The organism is Streptomyces sp. NPDC059224 (assembly GCF_042754285.1).
Taxonomy (GTDB): domain Bacteria; phylum Actinomycetota; class Actinomycetes; order Streptomycetales; family Streptomycetaceae; genus Streptomyces.
The window spans coordinates 147,984-168,129 of record NZ_JBHZAN010000025.1; the positions used below are offsets into that span (position 1 = coordinate 147,984).

At 70.9% G+C, this 20,146-nt stretch carries 17 protein-coding genes; 5 read left to right on the top strand and 12 right to left on the bottom strand.

The features are described from left to right. Window positions 1-16: 16 nt before the first annotated feature. The 12 genes from ACFXI4_RS27660 to ACFXI4_RS27715 all read right to left on the bottom strand — a co-directional run bounded on the left by ACFXI4_RS27660 (window position 17) and on the right by ACFXI4_RS27715 (window position 16,272). Window positions 17-502, bottom strand: coding sequence for a hypothetical protein (locus tag ACFXI4_RS27660; RefSeq protein ID WP_384995844.1), 486 nt, complete (start codon window positions 500-502; stop codon window positions 17-19). Window positions 503-713: 211 nt separating this feature from the next. Further along, window positions 714-2,165: a peptidoglycan DD-metalloendopeptidase family protein gene (locus ACFXI4_RS27665; RefSeq protein WP_384995847.1), complete on the bottom strand. Its 1,452-nt coding sequence runs from the start codon at window positions 2,163-2,165 to the stop codon at window positions 714-716. Further along, on the bottom strand, window positions 2,158-2,829 hold the full coding sequence (locus tag ACFXI4_RS27670) for a hypothetical protein (protein WP_384995849.1): 672 nt from the start codon (window positions 2,827-2,829) through the stop codon (window positions 2,158-2,160). The genes ACFXI4_RS27665 and ACFXI4_RS27670 overlap by 8 nt, the downstream gene beginning before the upstream one ends. 72 nt (window positions 2,830-2,901) lie before the next feature. Then, a complete protein-coding gene (locus tag ACFXI4_RS27675) occupies window positions 2,902-5,301 on the bottom strand; it encodes a hypothetical protein (RefSeq protein ID WP_384995851.1) in 2,400 nt (799 codons plus the stop codon). After that, complete coding sequence (locus ACFXI4_RS27680) at window positions 5,298-7,904, bottom strand: ATP-binding protein (RefSeq protein ID WP_384995854.1); 2,607 nt, start codon at window positions 7,902-7,904, stop codon at window positions 5,298-5,300. The genes ACFXI4_RS27675 and ACFXI4_RS27680 overlap by 4 nt, the downstream gene beginning before the upstream one ends. Window positions 7,905-7,942: 38 nt before the next feature. After that, window positions 7,943-8,500 (bottom strand): hypothetical protein, encoded by a 558-nt coding sequence (locus tag ACFXI4_RS27685; RefSeq protein ID WP_384995856.1) that lies wholly within the window; start codon window positions 8,498-8,500, stop codon window positions 7,943-7,945. Then, complete coding sequence (locus ACFXI4_RS27690; protein ID WP_384995858.1) at window positions 8,497-8,832, bottom strand: hypothetical protein; 336 nt, start codon at window positions 8,830-8,832, stop codon at window positions 8,497-8,499. Before ACFXI4_RS27690 ends, ACFXI4_RS27685 begins: the two co-directional genes overlap by 4 nt. A 20-nt stretch (window positions 8,833-8,852) precedes the next feature. Beyond that, the gene (locus tag ACFXI4_RS27695; protein ID WP_384995860.1) at window positions 8,853-9,968 is read right to left on the bottom strand and encodes a conjugal transfer protein; all 1,116 of its coding nucleotides are present in this window, start codon (window positions 9,966-9,968) and stop codon (window positions 8,853-8,855) included. Further along, entirely contained in the window at window positions 9,965-10,240 is a 276-nt protein-coding gene (locus ACFXI4_RS27700) for a hypothetical protein (protein ID WP_384995863.1), read from the bottom strand. The genes ACFXI4_RS27695 and ACFXI4_RS27700 overlap by 4 nt, the downstream gene beginning before the upstream one ends. Before the next feature lie 174 nt (window positions 10,241-10,414). Further along, the gene (locus ACFXI4_RS27705) at window positions 10,415-11,368 is read right to left on the bottom strand and encodes a hypothetical protein (RefSeq protein WP_384995865.1); all 954 of its coding nucleotides are present in this window, start codon (window positions 11,366-11,368) and stop codon (window positions 10,415-10,417) included. A 1,459-nt stretch (window positions 11,369-12,827) separates the two neighbouring features. Further along, window positions 12,828-14,468 (bottom strand): hypothetical protein, encoded by a 1,641-nt coding sequence (locus tag ACFXI4_RS27710; protein ID WP_384995867.1) that lies wholly within the window; start codon window positions 14,466-14,468, stop codon window positions 12,828-12,830. 1,027 nt (window positions 14,469-15,495) lie between these two features. Next, the gene (locus ACFXI4_RS27715; protein WP_384995870.1) at window positions 15,496-16,272 is read right to left on the bottom strand and encodes a GntR family transcriptional regulator; all 777 of its coding nucleotides are present in this window, start codon (window positions 16,270-16,272) and stop codon (window positions 15,496-15,498) included. Window positions 16,273-16,418: 146 nt separating this feature from the next. Here ACFXI4_RS27715 and ACFXI4_RS27720 point away from each other — a divergent pair, with 146 nt between their 5' ends. From ACFXI4_RS27720 to ACFXI4_RS27740, 5 genes are all read left to right on the top strand, one after another. Beyond that, window positions 16,419-17,057: a WhiB family transcriptional regulator gene (locus tag ACFXI4_RS27720; RefSeq protein WP_384995926.1), complete on the top strand. Its 639-nt coding sequence runs from the start codon at window positions 16,419-16,421 to the stop codon at window positions 17,055-17,057. Continuing rightward, complete coding sequence (locus ACFXI4_RS27725; RefSeq protein WP_384995872.1) at window positions 17,054-17,338, top strand: hypothetical protein; 285 nt, start codon at window positions 17,054-17,056, stop codon at window positions 17,336-17,338. The genes ACFXI4_RS27720 and ACFXI4_RS27725 overlap by 4 nt, the downstream gene beginning before the upstream one ends. After that, window positions 17,335-18,879, top strand: a complete 1,545-nt coding sequence (locus tag ACFXI4_RS27730; protein ID WP_384995875.1) for a DUF2637 domain-containing protein — start codon at window positions 17,335-17,337, stop codon at window positions 18,877-18,879. Before ACFXI4_RS27725 ends, ACFXI4_RS27730 begins: the two co-directional genes overlap by 4 nt. 61 nt (window positions 18,880-18,940) lie before the next feature. After that, window positions 18,941-19,102, top strand: coding sequence for a hypothetical protein (locus tag ACFXI4_RS27735; RefSeq protein ID WP_384995878.1), 162 nt, complete (start codon window positions 18,941-18,943; stop codon window positions 19,100-19,102). Further along, window positions 19,099-20,142 carry a hypothetical protein gene (locus ACFXI4_RS27740; RefSeq protein WP_384995881.1) on the top strand — a complete coding sequence of 348 codons (1,044 nt, stop codon included), beginning with the start codon at window positions 19,099-19,101 and terminating at the stop codon, window positions 20,140-20,142. Before ACFXI4_RS27735 ends, ACFXI4_RS27740 begins: the two co-directional genes overlap by 4 nt. Window positions 20,143-20,146 lie beyond the last annotated feature (4 nt).

Here is a 20,146-nt window from a genome sequence, read left to right on the forward strand (position 1 = left end):
GGTGTGCGTCGGGGCGTCAGGAGCCCAGCCGGATCTGCGGCTGCTCGCGCGCAGCACGGCCGTCGGCTTCCACGGCCCGCATCTCGACCTGGGCGTATCCTTGGTGACGCAGCACGGACATCGCTCGGTCCGGGCCCTCGACCCTCATGGACAGCGACCCGTTGGAGCACGTGAAGCGGACTCGGAGGGCACTGGTGCGGGTCGAGGAGACGAGCCAGCGCGACACGCTCTTGTGCGCGCGGGCCATCTGGTGTCCGAAGCGGATGACCTCTTCCGGCTTCGGGTCGAAGCTGGTGGTTGGTAGCACTTCCAGAGCTGTTCGGTTGGACATCGGGCCGCGGGACAGGGCCCAGCGGATTGCGGCAACGGCACCGCCGGCAGCCAGGGCGAGCAGCGCGACCCACCAGGCATTGGCCATCACCCAGTCCGTCAGCCGCTCGGCATGGCCGGGAAGGTCCCCGAGGAAACCGATCGCGCCGTCGACGAGGTCGGTCGTGGTCATCGCCGACCGCCCGAGGATGAGGCGCGCGGCGGCCGGAGCGGGCACGGGGGACTCGGGAGCACGGGGGCACCTCCAAAGAGCAAACGGGCCTTTCACCTGCTACAGGTGTCGGGATCCGGCTCGGTGTGACACTCCGCTCCGAATTTCTTCGCGGTGCTGCGTGGGCCGGTGCCACGAACCCTTGCAGGGGCTCGTGACACCGGCCGACGGGTCAAATATCGACGCCGTGACCGCGGAGGTAGGCCAGCGGGTCGATGTCCGATCCGTACTCCGGTCCGGTGCGGATCTCGAAGTGGAGGTGCGGGCCGCTGACGTTGCCCGTGGCCCCGGAGTATCCGATCCGGTCGCCGCCCTTCACCTTCTGGCCGACGGAGACGTTCAGCGAGGACTGGTGCGCGTACTGCGAGTACTTGCCGTCCCCGTGCTTGATCACCACCTGATAGCCGTACGCGCTGGACCAGCCAGCGGTGACCACCGTGCCCGGACCGACCGCGTGGATCGGAGTGCCGGTGGGAACCGGGAAGTCGACACCTGTGTGGTAGCCGCTGGACCACATCGAGCCCGAGGCGTGATACTGGGTGCCGATGGTGGTGTCGGTGACCGGAGCGACCCACGTCCCGCTCGACACCGGGTCGGTGTAGGGCGGCCGCTTCATCACCAGGATCTGTGACGTCCAGTACGACAGCGGCTTGATCCGGACGGTCGCGCCGGTGTGCGGGGCGTCGATGGCCTGGCTGGCGCCGATGTACATGGCCACGTGTTCGGGCGCCGATGCGCTCCCCCCGGAGAAGAGCAGGTCACCGGGTCGCAGGTCCTTGAGCGACGTCACCTTGGTGCCGATGCCCACCTGACCGTATGTGTCCCGGGGCAGGTTCACGCCCACCGAGCTCCAGGCGTACTTCACCAGGCTCGAGCAGTCGCAGCGGTTCACGCCGTCGAAGGGCGGCTTGCAGTTGCCGCCGAACAAGTAGGGCGTGCCCAGGGCCTTCTTCGCCGCGGCCACGACCTTCTCCAGACCGCCGGAGACCTGCCCGTCCGCAGGGGCCGCCCACTTCTCCGCCCGCTCACGGATCTCGCGGACGTAGTTGCGGGTTTCCTCGTACGGAGGGATCCCGCCGTACACCTGCACCGCGTTCGCGCCGGCGTTGTACGCGGCGAGCATGTTGTCCACCACGTCGCCGGGCACCTTACGCACGGCGTCGGCGAGCTTGCAGTCGTAGGACACCATCGCCGGGACGGCGTCCTTGGGGTCGAGCGGGTCCTTCTTCCCGTCGTGGTTCCCGTCGACGCCCTCGGCTGCCCAGGTGCCCGGGATGAACTGGGCGATGCCCAGGGCGCCGGCACCGCCGCCGTCGGGCGGGTTGGTGCGGAAGCCGGACTCCTGGAAGAGCTGGGCGGCGATCAGCGAAGGGGTGACCTCGGTGCAGCCGTACTGCGCGACGGCGTCGAGGATGATCGGGCGCAGCCAGTCGGGTATGTAAGCGTTGTCTGCGAGGCCGCCTCCGAACCCCGCGTTCTTCAGGAACTGGCTCGTGTTGTCCTCGCCGATAGCCTCGGAGAGAGCCAGGACCGCGGTCAGGATGAGGCCGAAGCCGAGCAGGGCCGTGACCAGGACACCGATCAGCAGGTTCCTGCCGAGCTTGGACTCCTTCTCCTCAGACATTGGGCAGCGCGCTCACGAGCCAGCTGCCGTCGCCGTCCCGCACGAGCTTGAGCACGACGTGCTCCTGTGATGTGGCCGGCGGACCGGCGGCCGGCTTCTGCGTCACCGCGTAGAGGACCTGGACGTAGCCAGAGTCCTCGGTGGGGGCAGGGGCTCCGTCCGGCAGGGAGACCCGCAGGACCGAGGCGGTGACGCGGACCCGGCGGTCCTCCCACTCCAGCCACTGGCGGACGCCGGCGCTGCCGCTGTGCCGGGTGCGCAGGTCCGCCGCCAGGTCGCCCGCGGCATAGGCGGCCGCGCGCTGGGACGCGTCGTCGTACGAGGAGTCCCCGCCGGGCCGTGCGTCGTGGCTCGCCCACGCGACCACGAAGGCGCGGGCCGCGTCCTGCATCGGCTTGGTCACCGGCAGCGGTGCCGCGGCTGTGACGGGCGCGGACGACGTTGGCGCCGTGCCCGGTGTCGGCGTGCGCGGCGCGGGGGACGCGGCGCCGGCGGTGGAAGGTGACGGCGAGACCACCGCGGGCACCGGTGTGCCGGTGGCGGAAGAAGCTTTGCCGCTGCTGGTGCCGGACAGCAGCGTCGCGCCGACGGCCGTGAGTAGGGCGGAGGCGGCGAACAGCGCGATCGTGCCGCGGCGGGCGCGCCTGTCGTCGGTTTCGGGCATGAGGGTCCCCCGTCGGGTGGTACTGGGCTGGTGATCCGGGCGGCCGGGGCAGAAGTCCCCGGCCGGGTGTGCCTACGGCCGCGGCTTGGGCGGGCCGGCCGGGCGGGTGGCGCGCCGCACGGTCTTGGGCGCGGACTTGGGCTTCGGCGGCGGGGCAGGTGTGGGCGGGGTGGGCATCGTCGGCACCTGCGTGGGCCCGGCCGCGGGGGGCTTGGGCAGGGGCGGCGTCTTGGTGCCCGGCACCTTCGGGGCGATGGCCCCGGCCCGCGGCCCGGGCGGTGCAGAGGACTTGGGATTCGACTGGATCGGGGCCAGCCCGAGGTTCACCTGAGCCTTCGTCCCCGTCTGCGCGACGAGCCGGCCGGCCGCGGCGACGTTGTGCTTGTACTCGGCGCCGAAGTCCTTGGCCTCCTGGACCTTCTTGTCGACGGTCCGCGCCTTGACGGCCTTGAGCTGTCCGCGCACATCATCGGCGCGGGCCTTCGCCGCGGCCGCGCCCCTCTTGGTCGCGGCGACGCCTCGGGGAATGCCGACCGGCGCACCGACCGTGGCCATGAAGGCGAACTTGCCGGCCTTCGCTCCGTACTTCGCGGTGGCGGCGGCGGCCTTGCCGGTGGCCATCGTGGCCCGCCCGCCTCTGGTCTGGGACATCTTGTTGGCGGCCGCTGTCGCCAGGCGCTTCTTCAACGTGGCCTTCGCCGTCTGCTGGGCCGCGACCTTCGCCGCCGCGCTCGCGCCGCCGGTGCCGACGGCGGCGGCCGCGTTGGTGGCGAGACGCGCCGCCGTCCGCAGGCGGCTTGTGGCCTTGCGGTTGGCCTGCGGCGAGCCGACCCAGGCGTTGCGTGCGGTCTTGAGGCCCTTGCCCATTGGCTGGGACACGCGGCGCGCTTCACCCCGGGCCTCGCTCCACATCTGCTTGAGCCCCGGCGCGGTCTCGGCGTAGCGGCCCGGGCTGGCGAACACGCTGCGGCGGGAGCCGCCGACGCGGGCGTTGGCGAGCCGGCGGTTCAGGTTGACCGCGATGGTCTGTGCCGTGTGCTTGATCCGCTTGTGCCCGGCCAGGCCGGCCACGGCTGTGACGTCGATGACGATGAACTTGACGGCCAGCACGTCGCCGGTGTCCGCGTCGATGAGGGCGAGGACGATCAGGATGAAGATGGCCAGGAACAAGATGGCGAGGACGATACCGAGGACGGCCTTGGTGATCGCGGAGAGCCAGCGCCACAGGGTCGCGCGTCCGCCGCCGGGCAGGATGCCGGCGGCCAGGGCCCAGTGGCCGCGGATGGCCTCGAACGCCAGCCAGCCCTGCGCGGTGAGGAATCCGCCGGTGACCAGGACCATGAGGATGGCCACGATGATGGCGGCGATCGCGACGAACAGGGCGGAGAAGGCCAGGTCGGCCGAGGCACGTTTGGCCTTGGGCTTGTCTTCGCCACACGCCGCTTCGAACTTGTCGGACGCCTTGTTGAGGGACCCGATGAGGTTCGTGTCGTAGATCGAGTCCATCACTACGACGTTCCAGTAGTTGTCGCCGGCCTCGTTGAGGTTGAACTCGGCGACTTTGAACTCGCGGAACGCCTTGTCGCAGGATCCGTCGAAGGTTTGCCCGTAGACCATGAGTTCGTTGGGCTTGACGATGAACGCGTCGACGAGCGCGTCGGTGATCGGCTTCGCCACGTTGTCGGGGTCGGCGCTGCCTTGGGCGCTCGCCGGATCGTCCGCGAGCACGATGGAGGCGATTTCCAGCGTGAAGTCCTTGGACTTGCCCAGCAGGCCCTCGTCCGACAGGAGCATGGTCGAGCCCTGCGGCCGCGCTTGGTGGTGCTGGCCGAGCAGGACCTGGGCTGGCGAGACCAGCACGGTGGTGGCCACCGCGGCGACCACGAGGGAGACGCCGATCTCGGCGAAGCCGCGCGCGCGTTCCTTGAAGAGGATCAGCCAGCCGGAGTAGAAGCCGGCAAAGAGGAGGAACAGGCCCGGCAGGCCGAGCCGGTCGATGACCTGGTTCTTGATCGTGGTGGAGATGTGGTCGACGGGGCCGATCAGGACGTCGGCCAGGCCGAAGTTGAGGGCCCACTTGATCAGCCAGCAGGTGAAGCCGACCACCCACTTCGACAGGCCGAACAGCAGCTGAGCGACGATGTTCCAGATCTTGAGGTCAATGTCCTTCCAGCCACCGGTGTCCGTTTTGACGGTGTAGGCGGAGATCGGGACGCCGTCGCGGTCGGTGACGTTGAAGGGCTGGAGGATGCCGTCGCTGGCGTCCTTCAGCTGCTGGTCCTTCAGCTTCTGCGCCACGTCCTCGGCCTTGGAGTTTTCGTCGGCCGGCTGCCCGGACGTGGCAGAGGTGCTCGGCGCAGGGGTGGGGGCGGCGGAGGCTGCCGGCGCCAGGACCATCGTGAACAGAACCAGCAGCAGCGCGATCAGCCCGAGGCGCCGCCGGTTGGCCGCCGTGCGGCGCGCGGCGTTCATACCAGCGCCCCGTCTGTCACCGCGTCGAGCTCCGCGGCCTCGTCGTCATCGTCGTGGCCCTGGCCGGGTGTGGTGTGGATCGCCGCGGCGACGTCCTCGTCTGCCGGGATGAGTACCTTCAGTCCGCCGATTCGCTTGCGCAGGTCCCGGTAGAGGGATTCGCCGGCCCGCAGGGCGCGCTCGGTCTCGCTGACGTTGAGCGGGCTGAGGTTCTCGGTGATGACCTTGATCATCTCGACGTCCGCCGGGTCCAGGTCGATGAACTCCAGGCAACGCGCCGCAAGGGTTTTGCTGCGGTGACGGAACACGAAGATGTGGGACAGCAGGGCCCGGATCTTGTCGCCGACCTCGGACCTCGGGCCGATGTCGTAGGGGTCGTGGCTGCCAGCGAACGCGCCGGCGTTGTGCTTGCGGCCGTCGGCGATCAGCTCGAGCAGGAGGCTGGAGCCCTCAGCAGACGCTGTCAGCCACCAGCACTCGTCGAGGAAGACGCCGGTGAACTCGTTGGGGTCGGCGAAGGCGACTTCCCTGCACAGTGCCGTCATCAGGTACATCAGCCGCCAGCCGAACCGCTTCTCGACCTCCAGACTCGGCAGGCGGTGTTCGGAGAGCTCCTCCTTGGTGGGCAGGCCCAGGCGGTCGACGGCGAAGACGATGCTGTCGGCGTCCGTGATCCGTACGACCGGCAGCGAGGGGTCGAAGATGACGCGGCCGAGGTCCTTCTTCGCCAGCGACCGCAGCTTGCGGACTAGTTCCGAGGCGGCGGCGCGGACCGCGGCGTCGTTCGGCTCGTCCGGGTCGGGGGTGCGGGCCCTGTTCGCGAGGGTGTCGATCAGGGCGGTCATGCTCGGCCGGGGGCCGAGCCGGGTGGCCTCGATCGCCTCGGCGAGGGTGATGCCCTCGATGCTCATCGAGCCGATGTCCAGGAGCGGGGTGAGGAAGGACTCGGTGTAGCGGGCGGCGCGCGGGCCGCGGAAGACGCGCAGGGGGTCCAGGGAGACGCCGGCGTTCTCGTCGACGTTGATGATCTGCGTGGTGCCAGGGCAGGCGCTCGCGAACCGCGACCATTCCTGCTGCGGGGTGCGGTCGATGACCAGGGCGCGGCCGCGGGAGTTGCGCTGTCCGGCCCGGTGACCGGTGGTGAGGATCGAGTACATCGCGCACTTCATCGCGACGCTCTTGCCGCTGCCGAGCTCGCCGACGAACGCCGCGCTCGCGCTGGCGTTGACACGGGGGCCGTGGGAGAAGTCCGCCAACACCGGCCGCACACCGCCGCCGTTGAGCTGAAGGCCGAAGAGGCTGCCGGTATCGTCGCCGAGCTGGGCCCCGCAGAAGGGCATCGACATGGCGAAGTCGCGGGCGAGGAGGTACTGGGTGTAGTCGAGCATCGGCCGGGGCGTCGTGATGCCGGGCAGCATGCCATGGAAGAGCGCGGTCTGGTCACCGGTGGGCCGCACGAGCGTGTAGTCGTTGCCGCCGAAGTGATTGGCCAGCAACGTCGCCTTCTCGTCGGCTTCCTCGGCGGTGGTGCCCCAGACGCAGGTGGCGACGGTCGCGCGGATCTCGACCTCGGTCGCGGAGGCGGTGAGCCGGTCGCGGTACTCGTCGAGGGCGAAGGAGGCCTTGTCGAGGGAGGCGGGTACGCCGGTGGTCTCACCCTCGTATTCGCCGCGCTGGTGGGCGAGTTCCCGCTGCTGGCGCCGACTCTTCGGTTCGGCCTTCGCACCGGACTCGACGTGCAGGCGGACGGCCCAGTCCACCGGGAAGTTGAAGTCGTCCAGCGCAGCCAGATACTCGCTGCCGGGGAAACGGAAGGTCTCCGGCATCTCCGAGAGCACGCAGAACGCCTGGTAGGAGTCGCCGTGCTCGGAAGTGGCGCGCAGGTAGCGGCGCTTGAAGGGGTTGGTGGGGCCCTTGGAGGGACGGTTGCCGCGACCGCCCTCGTCCAAGATCACCTGGGTGTGGGCGGCCACCGTGTGGCCGCGGCCGCGCAAGGCCCGCGGCGCGCCGTCCTCGGGAAGCAGCGGTTCGCTCAGGCCGCGGCGAGCGCTGTGTCCGTAGATCCACAGGATCTCGGCCTCGGTGGCGGGCCGCATCTTGATGCCGGAGGGCCAGCCGGCGGCCAGGCGGGTCGCCTGCTCCAGGCGCCGGCGCTCCTCGGAGACGGATACGGGGCCGACGGGCAGACCGAGCGCGCCCATCACCTCGGCCTGCAGGGAGGAGATGACGGCGCGGGTGCTCTGCTTGAGGTCGAGGTGGGGCAGGGGGACGGCGAGGAAGTCGACGCGGCCGGTCAGCTCCAGGTCCTGGAGCTGGTCAAGGACCTTCAGCGACAGGTCGACGTACTCGGGGGACTGGTCCAGGTCGACGCCGGCGGTCATGCGGGTGACGACGGAGGCGGCGTCGACGCTCGGGCACAGACTCAGCAGCAGGGCCTCGCCCCGCAACGATTTGAAGAGCGCCTCCAGGAAGTCCAGCCGCTCGCGCTTGGTCGACTTCGAGGCATGGGTGTAGTTGTCGGTGTCGACGCGCCAGACCGCCCACACGGTGGCGGCGGTGGTCCAAAGAAGGTGGCCGCTGATGTGCCGGACGGGGAGACGCATGGCGATCTGCTTTCTGTGCGGGGCGGTGAGCTGGCTGGTTAGCTCTCGTCGAGGGAGGCGAGAAGGGCCTGCAGCCCGGTCTTGGGAGCCGGCCGCGCGCCGGTCACCGGCGCGGCGGCCGGCCGGGTCGTCCGCGCCGGAACGGACGCCGGCTTCGCGACGCGGACGAACCCTGATGCCGGCGGGGGCCGCTCGGCGGACCGCACGCGCACCGTGCAGGTGACGGACGCCAGGCGCGGTCGAGTCGCCCGCTGCGGCTTGCCGGCGAGACGGCCCTGGGCCGGGGTGGAGGAGTAGATGAACAGGCTCCGTACCGCGCGGGCAGGGTCCCGGCCGTCCAGCCGCGCATAGCGCAGCACCCAGGCAAGGCCCCACGGCACCAAGACCATGAGGACGAAGTTCATGGCGCCGAAGTGGGCCCACAGACCCCTGGTCATCACCAGGAGCCCGAAGGTGATCACCATCGTCATGACCTGGGTGATCGTGTAGGGCCCTCCCGGGAGCCGGCCAGCTCCCGGGAGTTTGCCGATGACGAGCGGGTGTCTGCGGGCTCGCGTGTACGAGCGCCCGATCAGCTCCTCCTCCGACGCGCTCACGACGCGCGCCAGCCGTCGCCCGTCAGCGCGGACGCGTCGCCGATGACGTGGACGACGGATATCGCGGCCGCGCCGTCGTCGATTTCGGATCCGACCTTGGTCTTCAGCACCGACAGGTTGCTGATGCCCCACAGCACCAGGGCGGCCAGGACGAAGGCCACGAGGGTGCCGACGAAGGAGCGCGTGCGCCACCAAGCCATGAGGACGGCGATGATCGCCATCAGGCCGGCGACGGTCAGGACCAGTGTGCGGACCTGTCCGGTCTTGGTGTTGGCCCAGTCCAGGATGTCGCCGGCGAGGACGACGTGGTCGGGGTTGGCCAGTGTGCGCATGAACGATTCCTCTTTCTTCTTCAGGAGGCCGACGGCGAAGGCGTCGCCTCCGCGGCGTCGGGGGCAGGGGTGGTGTGCGGCGCTGCGGAAGGAGTGCCGCTCACGCGCAGGGCCGGGGCGTCGTCGACAGACGCGACTTCCCAGCGGCCGGCGCGTGACTTGAGGGTGAGCGCGTAGCTCAGCGAGACCGTGCTTCCGCCTAGGTCGGTGGCATCGACCTGGACCAGCTGGTGGAGCACGGTCCTGTCGGCGGGCACCTTCTGCTGGCTGGCACTGGTGGAGTCGTCCTGAACTCCGGTCACCTTGGCCTCGGCGTACGGCGTAGGGCTGATCGGCTGGAGCCGAGTGCCGGGCGAGGTGTAGCGGTCGAGTTCGGTCGTGCCGGTCAGGTAGGCGGCCAGGAATCCGCTCGCGGTCTCGACTGACGGGTCCGCGCTGCTCGACCCTCGGTCCGTCTCGTACGCCAGGCCACCCGGCTTGAGCGCGGCAGGCGCGGCCACCTGCGCCGGCAACGACGTCGCCGCGTAGGCGGCGATGGCGCCCTGTTCGGTGCCGCTGGCGCCTGCCGGATCGGTGGCCTGGATGCCGACACGGAAGTACTGGACGCCCAGCCGCGTGGACTTGCCCTTGTCGTCGTGGGCGGTGACGTCGGCGGCGACGGTGACGGACCAGTAGTCGGGCTGGACCTCGCGGGACGCGATCACGGTGGACTGCGTGGCCGTGCGGGTCCCGGGCTTGACCGCGAGCGCGACGGAGCCGGAGTAGTACGGCGCCAGGTCCCGCTCGGTGCCCTGGCCGGCCTGCAGATAGGCGGAGACGAACAGTTCGGCGAAACCGGCCGGCCCGACCGACGACGCCGTTGTCGCTGCGGCGGCCGGTTTGGACACGCCCTGGGCGGGAGCGGACGAGGTGAGGAACGCGAGCGTGCCGAGGAGCGGGCCGGAGACCACGAGCGCCCAGACACCGGCACGGACAAGCCGGGAGAGGCTGGCCATCTGGGCCGTGCTCGTTTGCCACCCAGTCTCATCCGGCTCGTCCGCCGGAGCTTCCTGGGGCTCGTCGACCCCCTCGTCCCAGGCCTCCGCCTCGACGAGCTGCTCCTTGGCCGCCTTGCGCGAACGACGATGTCGCGTCACAACGCCGTCCGCAGGGCCTGGACGGTCAGGACCGTCGAGATGCGCTCCTTGAGCTGGTCCGGTGTGCGCTGCAGCAGCACGTCCCACGACGCCAGAGAGGCCTCCGACTTCTTGTCGAGAAAGGCGCGCATCTGCTCGTGCAGGTCACGGTCCATCGGCCGGATCACCAGCGCGGCGGCGATCTTGGTCAGCTCGCGCGAAGCACAGGCCACACGGGCCTCGTCGGCGTCGAGCAGCTGTCGGCCGGTGCCGGCCGGGGACGTCGTGGTCACGTCGGTTCTCCCGGAATTGAGAAGGGGCGGGGCAGGGGTGTTCAGGTGGGGCTGGGCCGATCTGGCGGCCCTCTCGTCTGCTACAGGTGTTGAGAAGGCGCGCGGTGTGACAATCGGGCCGAGGATTTTTCGAGCGACTTCTGCGGCGCCCGATCCGAGGGGCGCCGGCGGCTCTCAGGCCGCGGCGCGGTACTGCGCGAGGTCCGACTTCGCGCGCAGCGTGCGAACGGCACGGCTGGCGTGCTGCCGCAGCAGGTCTCCCTCGTGGCCCATGGACCGGGTGGTCATGTGGCGCTGGTCGGGGCGCTGCGAGGTGGACAGGTAGTACCGGGCGATGCGCTGGGCTTCGAGCTCCTTCAGGGCTCCGACCTCCACCGCCCACAGCAGCAGATCGAGGACCTCCGTCCGCGTTTCGTGACGGGACAGCGCCGGCTCGTCGACATCGACGAGCTCCATCTGGGCGGCCCGCACCAGCAGGTCGGCGAGCTCGACCGTGTGGTGCGGGGTGTCGGGGTCCTCGCTGGCGACAACGTGCGCGTATCGGGTGTGGCACTCGGCTGCGGCCAGGGGCGCGACGCCGACGGCGAACTCCTCGACGTCCTCCACGTCGTCGAGGCAGGCAGCCAGGGTGCGGCGGGTCAGCTGCAGGGTGTCGAGCGCGAGGTTGTTAAAGATCCGCCGCGGCCGCCGGTCGAGCGGGTAGGTGCGGATGACCTCGAAGGCCGCGCCCAGTACCGTCGCGCACACGTCGTCCCACGGCAGGCCGTAGCACCTCCGCTGCGTCTTCGCCATCAAGACCGCCTTGGGCAGCAGGACCCGCACCGCCAACCGCCACGCGAGGTGGGCGTCGAAGCCGGTCCCGCTGGCCCGCTCGACCAGCAGGTGCATCACGCGGTCGTGGCCATCGAGGTCTCCGCGGCGGTGGTACACGGAGATCTTGTCGACCACGTCCTGGGGGCCGGCCGCTCCGGCGAGGTCCGGGTGCTCCCCGGCCCACGCGGCGACGCGGTCCGCCGCTCGGAGGTCGCGGCAGAGCGCGGCCCAGTCGCGGTTCATCACGGTGAGCGTGTCGTAGCGGGGTGTGGACCCGGAGAAGTTGAGCGCCGGGGTGTGCTGGGTGGTGGCCACGTCCGTGTCCGTCCTTTCGCGCCATCTGGTCTCGATGGCGCTCACACTCCCGACGGCCCCCTAGACCGCGGTCTGACCGCGATGGCGGCATGACGAGGTCAAGGGGAAGCCAGCCTGGGCACCTGGGTGGTCCAGCTCGGTAAGGGGGCCGCGGTCAAGGGGTGGGTGGAGTGGTCAAGGGGGGACGGGCGCGCGCCACTCTCCCGAGGACGGGGTGGAGACCACTGGTAGTGGATGGACTGCGGCGCATAGGCCCGGTTCCATCCACTGAAGCGGATGGAGCACACCGAGTGGATGGACCTGAACCGCCGCAGGGCTTTCAGATCCACCCGCACTCCGGTCCCCGGTGGGCCGCCACTCCTACCGATCCGTCCATCGCGATGGACGCCACCGGGAACTCGGGCTGGAGCTCCCGGGCTGCCGTCGCATCCGCACGGCGTTCTGTACGACTCCGGCGGGCGGTCGGGAGGAAGTCCACTCCGGCCGCGCCGCCCATTTCCTGGCCGGCCGTCGTCTCTCGGGTCGGCTGCAGTTGGCGTTGGTGCAGCCCCAGTCTCGTCGGGTGACGCAGAATGAACGGCCGCCGCCTTTCCCCTTGCCCCGGACCGAGGTCAAGGAGAAACGGCAGGTGCCTTGGCCCATGGTCAAGGGGGGCGAGGTCAGTCAAGGGGGAGCAGCTCGTGCGGTGAGTTTGGTCAAGGGGGCGTAGCGGAGAGAAGGCGGCATCGACTGAAGGTGTCCGCCGGCGGACACGGGGAACGCGGTCCGCTCCACCGCGACCGGTTCGTGCTTCGGGCTGACGGTGTCTTCCCGCCTGTCGCCCATCCCCCATCGGTGGGCTGAGAGTGGGTGCCACCGGCGTAGTGGCATCGGGCATCGAGTGGAGTCGACCGTGTGGATGGCCGCTCCATGGGGTGTTGTCCATCCCATCGCCATTGAATGGGGTGGGCCGATGGGCGCCACTCGGTGACGGAGGCCGGACTCCACTCCACTGGGTGGGCTCCACCGGGTTCGCGAGCCGGATGGAGGCCCACCTAGTGCGCGGTGCGGGCGATGGGCGGCGGGCTTCTCGTGTGGGCCGGGGTGGAGGGTGTGGTCGCACAGGCCGCGGTGTAGGCGTCCTCTCGGCGGGTGGACGACTCTCCCGCCACACTTCGCGCTTGCGCTATTGATGCCCCAGCACTGGGCGATTGCCGACGCGGTTTCCTCTCGACCTGGACTGCGGGTCAAGGAGGAACCCGGCTGTCAGGGAGGCCGGTCAAGGGGGCCTTGGGCCTGGGCCCGGTTTATGAACGTCGACCACGCCAGCGCCCCGGTGTCCGGAACGGCCGCTGAAGCGGCGGTGCGGTTGGTAGCCGATCTCTGCCCCATCGGCGTCCGCGGAGTGGAACGTGCTCCGGTGGTTGGGGCTCAGCCCCACCCGGCAATGTCGAATCTCGGGCAGGGCGGAGCGGACGGCTTATGACGCGGCCCAATCCATCTGGCGGGTCCGGCACCGGACGCAGATGCCGGTGGAGCCGAGCGCCGGACGGGTGCATCCACTCCCGTCCCACCCCGCGCACACCTCTGGATGCTCCGAGAGGAACGGCCCGCTGACACGTCCACTTTCGTGCTCCTCTCGGCACGGCTTGCACCGGGGTGCGGCCGAGGCGGCGGGGGTCAGCACCAGGACGGCGCAGCCGCACTCAGGGCACCGGCCCCGCGGAGCCGCAGGAGCGGACCGCGGGACGGGAACCCGAGCGGGGGTGGGGCGGACGATGGTGAGAGTGGAGGCGTAGGACTGCGTGGTGCCCTGGCACCGGTCGCGGACGATCTCCTCGCACACTGAGCACTGGCGGCCGCTGCTCCACAGGACGCCGGCCTCGCAGTCGAAGATGCCGCAGCCCCAGCGGGGCAGGCCGACGCCGAGTATCCACCGGCCGGGATCGCGGATCTCGTCGGTGAACGTGCGGCAGACCCGCGTCTCCAGGCGCTGCCGAAGCCTGGCGTCATCGATGCCGGAACGCAGCTGGCTGCCGACTTCCCGGGCGATGCGCCGCTGCATGTAGACGCTGGTCTGCCGATAGAGCCGGTGCACCGGCTCGAGGACGGCGTGCACCCGGGCGTTGATGGTCAGCCCGGGCCCGCCGTAGGCGCCTGCGCGGTTGGTCAAGGGGGTGCCCGAGGGCTCGGTCAAGGGGGTCTGGTGGTCATCCGCGCGCAGCGCGATCCCACCTTCGCCGGTGCCGTGCTGCGGCTGCGGACCGCGGTTTTCCACACCTTCACCTACCTGTACCTCGCCTACGGCGGGTGAGAAGAGGGCGCGCTCGTCATAAGGTCGGTCAGTCCTAGGTTCTTCCATAGTCGCGAGTGATCCCGCACCAGCCGACGAACTCGATCCCTCACCAGGACTAGAGGTGGAGGAGGGCGCGACGCCCGTGGAGGACGGCTGTCCACAGGCCGCGTCCTGAGCGGCGGTCGGGATGTCGTGAGCGACGAAGTGGTGGCGGCCGCGTACGCCCGCCCGCCGCTCCACGGTGATCCACCGCGTCGCCTCCAGCTCGTCGACGATCTCGCCGGCGGCCGCGGTGGTGAGCGGCTGACCGGCCCGCTGGCCGCTGTGGTGGTGCAGCGCCCCTGCGATCTCCGACTCGGTGAGCGGGATCTTCTGGGCCTGGGCATAAGCGATGAGCGCGTACGCGCGCAGTTGGCGCGGGGTGAGGTCCTCGGACGCGGCCACCGGGATCCACACGAACCGCTCCGTCGCGGACAGCGGTCGGGTACGGCGCACCGCCGAAGTGCCGTTCCCGCCGGGCAGGGAACGCCGGGTCGAGGACAACTCGACGACGCCGTCGGGTCCGGGGCGCATCAGCTGCGTCATCCCGCGCTCGACGGAGGACTTCGACAGGCCGAGGTACTCCGCGATGGTCACGGTCGCCGCCGTGCACCCTTCCGGACGCGACGCCAGCGCGGCGATCTTCACGTAGACGGTCACCGCGACGTCGGCGTAGTGCGGGTTGGCGACGAGGCGCAGGGGCACCTTCACCCGCTGGCGGCGCTGCGGGCGCGCCTGATCGCCCGCCGGCGGCGGGCTACTGGGAACTGCTGCTGTGCGGAGCACGCTTCTCCTGGCGCACCGGTGCCGCGGGGCGGCGAGTCGGGTGCGCTGGGTCTCGACGGCGTCCGGCAAGGACGCGCGGTCTGGGGTCTGGCCAGAGGCACTCGGGCGGAAGCTGAAGGAACGGGTCCTTCAGCTGCTACGGGTGTTGAAAAAGCCGACGGTGTGACAGTCCGGCCGAGAAAATCCCTGGCGAGCCTGTGACCTGCGGGTCAAGGGGGTGTCCGGGGCGGCGGCAGACCCCCTTGACCGGCCACCTGGCCGGGGCTGTGAAGGCCCGTCGGGCAGGCGTGGGAAGCGAGGTGGTCAAGGGTTGCCGGCTGCAGCGGGGCAAGGGCCGACCACCGGGCCGCGCTGCGCTCCGGCCGGTCCCGGCGGGAGCGCCGGTCGCGAGAGAGGGTACGCAGCGTGGCGCTGAGGTCACGGACGGGCGAAAAACAGCCGTGATCGGCGTGCTTCGGTGGCGTCCGAGCTGACAAAGGGCATGGATGTACTGCAAGATGGACCCCGTTCTCCCGGGTCGCCCCGGGAAACGACAAACCCCCTCGGGGGAATTGCTGCTGGAGGGCAGTGATTGCCGGACCATTCGGTCTGGCCCTCGCTCAAGCTGGGCCGCTAACCCAGGACTGAGCGGTGACGGCCGGCAGAGGAGCTGCTAACTCCGAAGCCGGCGGAGAGGGGCGAGGAGCAGCCTTTGCTAGAGGCGCCCGCCCGGAAGACCTACGACATCCTCAACTCCCCCTTCCAGGGGGCATTCGCGCTTCTGGGCCCGGACACGCCGGGCAGCGCCCACGGCAGCTCCGCGCCCGGCGCAGTGGATCCGCTCGGGGCCTGTGCGGTGCTGGTCATGGGAGAACCGCCTTCTCGGTTCGCCGGGCTCGGCGCCGTGCGCCGGGGGCCCGAGGGGAGGCGTATTGGATCAAGCGAAAGTCACCCTATCCCCTGACGCCCGTCGTGCACACGCACTCGGCGCGTTGTCCACTCGACGTTGAAAAGTGCGGCCAAAAGGGGCAGTTGACTCGGAGAGTTTCTAACTGGCGCTTTCCGTACGGATGGTCACGCGATCCGCCCGTACTACCGTCAAAAGGTATGAAGTTGGGCGCTCATCCGTAAAGCCGACTCTTCGAATCTCGAACACCGTGGTGCCGACCTTGGACTTGAGGAGCGAGCACTCCTCGGTGGTGGCCGGCCTCGCGTCCCAGTTGCTGGCGTGGCTGTCCTCGCGCCGCAGCGGGCCAACCGTGAACGGCGCGACGGTGGCGGCTTCGGCCGCGGTCACCGTGAGCGCGGCCGGGGTGAAGAGGGTCTGCAGTGCCCATGGAGTGCCGGCCTGCAGCAGCACCGCCTGCCGGACGGACAGGGCGGCGTCCGGCGCGACGGCCAGAGCCTCGACGGCTGCGGCATCAGTGCCGGGATCCCCGCGCCTGATGTCGTCGTGGCCGCTGTCGCCGGGATCCCTCGGCCGGAGCAGCCCGTCCTCGTGCAGTCGGACCTGTATGGCGGAGGCCGGCTGCAGTACCCGACTGCGGCGGCGCGGTGCCGTCTCGACCAGGCCCTCCTTCTCGAGGAGTCGTAGGGCCTGGGCCACGGTGTTCGGTGCGACGCCGAGCTTCTCACCCAACTCGCGCTGACCGGGGAGCTGCTCGCCCGGGGCCAGCTTGCCGCTCAGGATGTCGGCGCGCAGTGCGGCCGCGACCTGCTCGTGCGGGTGATGGGACGTCATGGGCATGGGCACATCTTGCCGCACCCGCCATTGCGCACGGCTCATCCGCTGGACCTTCTTCCTTGACGTGATCGCCAACAGCATGCATCATCTGACGCATCTGCCTTAAGGCAGTTAAGGCAGATGGCGCGTGGAAAAGCAAGCGACCCCCGGGGCTGGTCCCCCCGGAGGCCGCGAACGCGCCTCACCACCCACCAGAGCGTCACAGGAGATGAGAACGCGTGAACACCATGATGGCAGCCCGCCCGCCGGCCTCCCGCGCCATCCCGGGCACGGCCGAGGCCAGCATCGCCCAGTTCGTCGCCGCGACCGATCCGCTCGACAGCCTCGTCGCCAGCGGCTTCCTCGACCGACAGGACGGCCACTACGTCGCGCAGGAGCTGCGCACCCCGCAGCTGCGCCAGACGATGAAGTACTCGGTCTGCCTCACCGCCGACCCGGACATCGGCCACTTCTACCAGGAGGACGGAGAGCCGGACACCGACTGGCGCCGGCGCCGCGCCCAGACCGTACGCGACCACTGCTCCGTATGCCCGGTGCGCGCCGCGTGCGCTGAACTCGCGCTCCGCGAGGGCGACACCGTCGGCATCCGCGGCGGGCTGACCCCGGAGAAGCTCAAGCGCCGGCTCGTCATGGAGCGCGACCGGCTCGACCAGGCCCTTGCCGAGGACCAGCGCTCCGCCCAGAAGCAGCAGGCCCGCATCGCCGCGGCGCGCGAGGTGCAGCGGCTCGCCGGCCAGTACCTCGGCACCTCCGGGAAGCCCAAGAAGCGCCTGGAGAACATCGAGAACATCCGCGAGGCCGCCCGTCACCGCGACGAGCTCGTCGCCGCCCACCGCCGCTCCGCCGGCTGGACGGCCGCCGCATGAACCCCGCTGGCGACACCTACGCCCTCAACCGCGCCCTGGTCAGCACCCTCGCCCGCCGCGACGACGTCCTCTTACTCCCCGTCCTCGTACCAGCCGGCGCCGGCGTGCCGCCCGTCAACCCGCTCACCATGCTGCTCCTGGCCCTGCTCGGCCAGGCCAGGGCCGAGCGCGACGCCTTCAGGGACTGGATCACCCAGGACCCGACCCCGCCCAGCGACGACCAGCTACGCGCCCGGGCCGCCCAGGCGGCCAGCAACCTCGCCCGGAGGGACTCCCCGTGACACCCGACCTCGCCCCCCACGGCGCGGCTCTCGCCGAACTCCTCGACAGCTGGCAGTTCGTCCTCGGGGCGCTCGTCCTCACCCTCGGCCCGGCGATCGCCCTGCGCCGACGCCGCATTGCCCTGGCCGCGCTCACCGACGGCGAGCGCGCCGCGGCCGCCGACCGCCGCGGGCGCCGCATCGAGGACCTCCTCACCGTCGTCATCGCCGCAGCCGCGGCAGCCCTGTCGGCCACCGGTCTGCGACGGGTCGGCCACCACCAGATGGGTCTGGACGCCCCGTTCGACCTCCTGCCCTTCGTCGCACTCGACGTCGCGGCGATGGTCTGCGGCCGCCGAGCCCGCCGCCGCGCCCGCGACGGCGACGGATCGGGTCTGTCCGGAGCTCTCTTCTGGATCCTCGCCGGCATCAGCTCGGTCTTCTCCGCGTCCGAAGCCGACTCCCTCCTCGGCGGCGCCGTCCGCGCGGTGTGGCCGGTCCTGGCGGCCGTGCTCTGGGAGATCGGCTCGCTCGAGGAGCGCCGCGCCGCCCGCAACAAGGGGGGACGCCCCGACCGCCGCATCGCGCTGGTGCGCCTGCTCCACCCCGTCGAGGCCTTCCGCGTCGCGCTGCTGCTCGCCGCCCGCCAGGACCTGGCCCAGGAGGAGGCCACCGCCGAGGTCCGCATCTCCCGAGCGGCCTACCGCTGGTACCGGCTGCGCCGTGCCCAGGACGCGGTCAAGCGGGCCGGCGGGATGACCCGCTGGGCATACCGCCTCGCCGAGATGCATGCCGACGGCCGCGCCCAGGATGCCAGCGAACGAGCGGGATGCTCCGACCCCGCCATCCTGAAGCGCGTCGTCGCCCGGCTGCAGCTGCGCGTACGCCAGTCCGACATCGCCGGGATGAACCTGCGCAATCCCGTCGCGTTCGAGGGCATCCTCAACACCCTGATCGGCTCCATCCCGGCCATCCCATCCCAGGCGGCCGACCCCCAGGCCGCCCCGTCATCCCACTCCGGCGACGAGGAAGACCAGCAGGTCAAGGCCGGGATGGGCGAAGGAGACGAGCCCGAGGAGGACACCGGCGACGAGGACACCGCCTCGCCGGACCCGGACGTCGACGCCGGGCAGGATGAGGACGCGGCCGCCGGGCCGAAGACCGACGAGGAAGTCATGGCCGCCTTCGTCGAGACCGTCCCGCGCAAGGATGACGGCACGTTCGCCTGGGGCATCAACAAGATCTCTGCCGCTCTCGGCATCGGCAACGGGCGGGCCAAGAAGTTCCTGGACACCCAGGCCGAATGGCTGCCCAAGGCGCTGGCCGCCCATCCCGCCGCGCACGACGCCCACGGCGAAGAGCCCGACCACTTCGACCAGGCCCTCGCCCTCGCCAACGAGCCGCCGCAGCCGGCCGCCCACCCCCAAGACCCCCAGCCCGCCCCGGCGCCGGCCGGCCAGCAGCCGCTCGACGAGCTCCTCCGCCTCGACCCGAGCGCGGGTGACCACTTCGAGGAGCACGACAGCGGCCTCCTCGTTCCCGCCGCCGGCAACCGACCCTGACGCCCCGCTCCGCAGGGCGCCCTCGCCGGGCTGCCCGCGAGCACGACCGTGAGGACCACACATGTCCGCCACCACATTCGACCAGCACGTCAACGAGGCCCTCGCCCTCATCGCCCCGGCCCGCCGCCCGGTGACCGCCCCATCCACCGGCACCCCGCAGCACGGCCGGACCCGCCTCGCCCTCGTACGGCACCCCGCCTCCCACGAGGGGAGCGAGCAGTGAGCACGACCCCCTCCACCCGCGGCCCGATCAACCAGGCACACACCGACACCCCCGAGAACGAACCGCCCCAGACCTCGGAGACGGGCAACGGCATGCCGGACGACGAGACGCAGCTGCGCCGCCTCCTGTCCCGCATCGGCGTCCGGCCGCTCGGCCACGCCGAGCAGCCCGTCGGGGAGGAGCCCGAGCCGGGCACGGATCGCCCCGCCCAGGACCTGGAGTCCGCCGGTTCCACCCGTCGGATCTCAATGTCGCCCGGCGGACGGCTGCCCGTTCCCGGCCAGACCATCGACCTCACGGACCTCCCCGAGCAGCAGGCCCCGGCCGACGAGCCGATGCCCGCCGACGACCAGGACGCCACGTCTGACCCGGCCGGGCCCGCGGAGGCACAGCCGGCGAACAGCACGTGGCCGCCTCGTGTCCCCTGGCGCCGGCGCAAGGAAGACGACCTGACCGAGGGAGCCGAGGGCCCGGCCGTCGCGAATGCGGGCGAAGACCTCCCGGGCCCGGGGGACGAGGGGCCCGACTGGTTCCGCGTACGGAAGACCGCCGATCCGCAGGCAACGGATCCGTACCCCTACGAGGTGCACAACCACTCCTACGGCACCGGCCAGGAGCCGTCGGCACCCGCAGGGGAGGGGACCGGCCTGGTCGGCCGGGGCCGCAACCGCAGCTCCCTCACCGCCTGGTGGGCGTCGCTCACGCCGCTGCAGCGGTTCATCCTCCACAACGGAGCCGCGGCAACCGCCGGCGCCTGGAGCTGGGGCGTGTTCACAGCCCAGTGGGACACCGGCCTGCCCCAGTGGACGCTCGCCGTCATGCACGACGCTGCGGCCAGCAGTAACGAGCCGTCCACCCCGTTCATCGTCGGCGGTGGCGTGATCCTGCTCGCCGCGGTCGTCGGCGGCGGCATCTCCGCCTTCGTGGAGAAGTGGCTGTACCGGCTGCCCTCGTTCTGCGCCGCGGTCCGCTTCCTCACCCACATCCCGGTTGCCTCCGCCGGCATCGCCGTCCTGCTGTTCTCCGCCCCCACTTTCTAAGGAC

Coding starts and splice junctions, on each gene's coding strand:
- ACFXI4_RS27665 (WP_384995847.1), bottom strand. CDS start 2,165: ATGTCTGAGGAGAAGGAGTCCAAGCTCGGCAGGAACCTGCTGATCGGT.
- ACFXI4_RS27670 (WP_384995849.1), bottom strand. CDS start 2,829: ATGCCCGAAACCGACGACAGGCGCGCCCGCCGCGGCACGATCGCGCTG.
- ACFXI4_RS27690 (WP_384995858.1), bottom strand. CDS start 8,832: ATGCGCACACTGGCCAACCCCGACCACGTCGTCCTCGCCGGCGACATC.
- ACFXI4_RS27715 (WP_384995870.1), bottom strand. CDS start 16,272: ATGCTGTTGGCGATCACGTCAAGGAAGAAGGTCCAGCGGATGAGCCGT.
- ACFXI4_RS27680 (WP_384995854.1), bottom strand. CDS start 7,904: ATGCGTCTCCCCGTCCGGCACATCAGCGGCCACCTTCTTTGGACCACC.
- ACFXI4_RS27660 (WP_384995844.1), bottom strand. CDS start 502: ATGACCACGACCGACCTCGTCGACGGCGCGATCGGTTTCCTCGGGGAC.
- ACFXI4_RS27735 (WP_384995878.1), top strand. CDS start 18,941: ATGTCCGCCACCACATTCGACCAGCACGTCAACGAGGCCCTCGCCCTC.
- ACFXI4_RS27720 (WP_384995926.1), top strand. CDS start 16,419: ATGATGGCAGCCCGCCCGCCGGCCTCCCGCGCCATCCCGGGCACGGCC.
- ACFXI4_RS27675 (WP_384995851.1), bottom strand. CDS start 5,301: ATGAACGCCGCGCGCCGCACGGCGGCCAACCGGCGGCGCCTCGGGCTG.
- ACFXI4_RS27725 (WP_384995872.1), top strand. CDS start 17,054: ATGAACCCCGCTGGCGACACCTACGCCCTCAACCGCGCCCTGGTCAGC.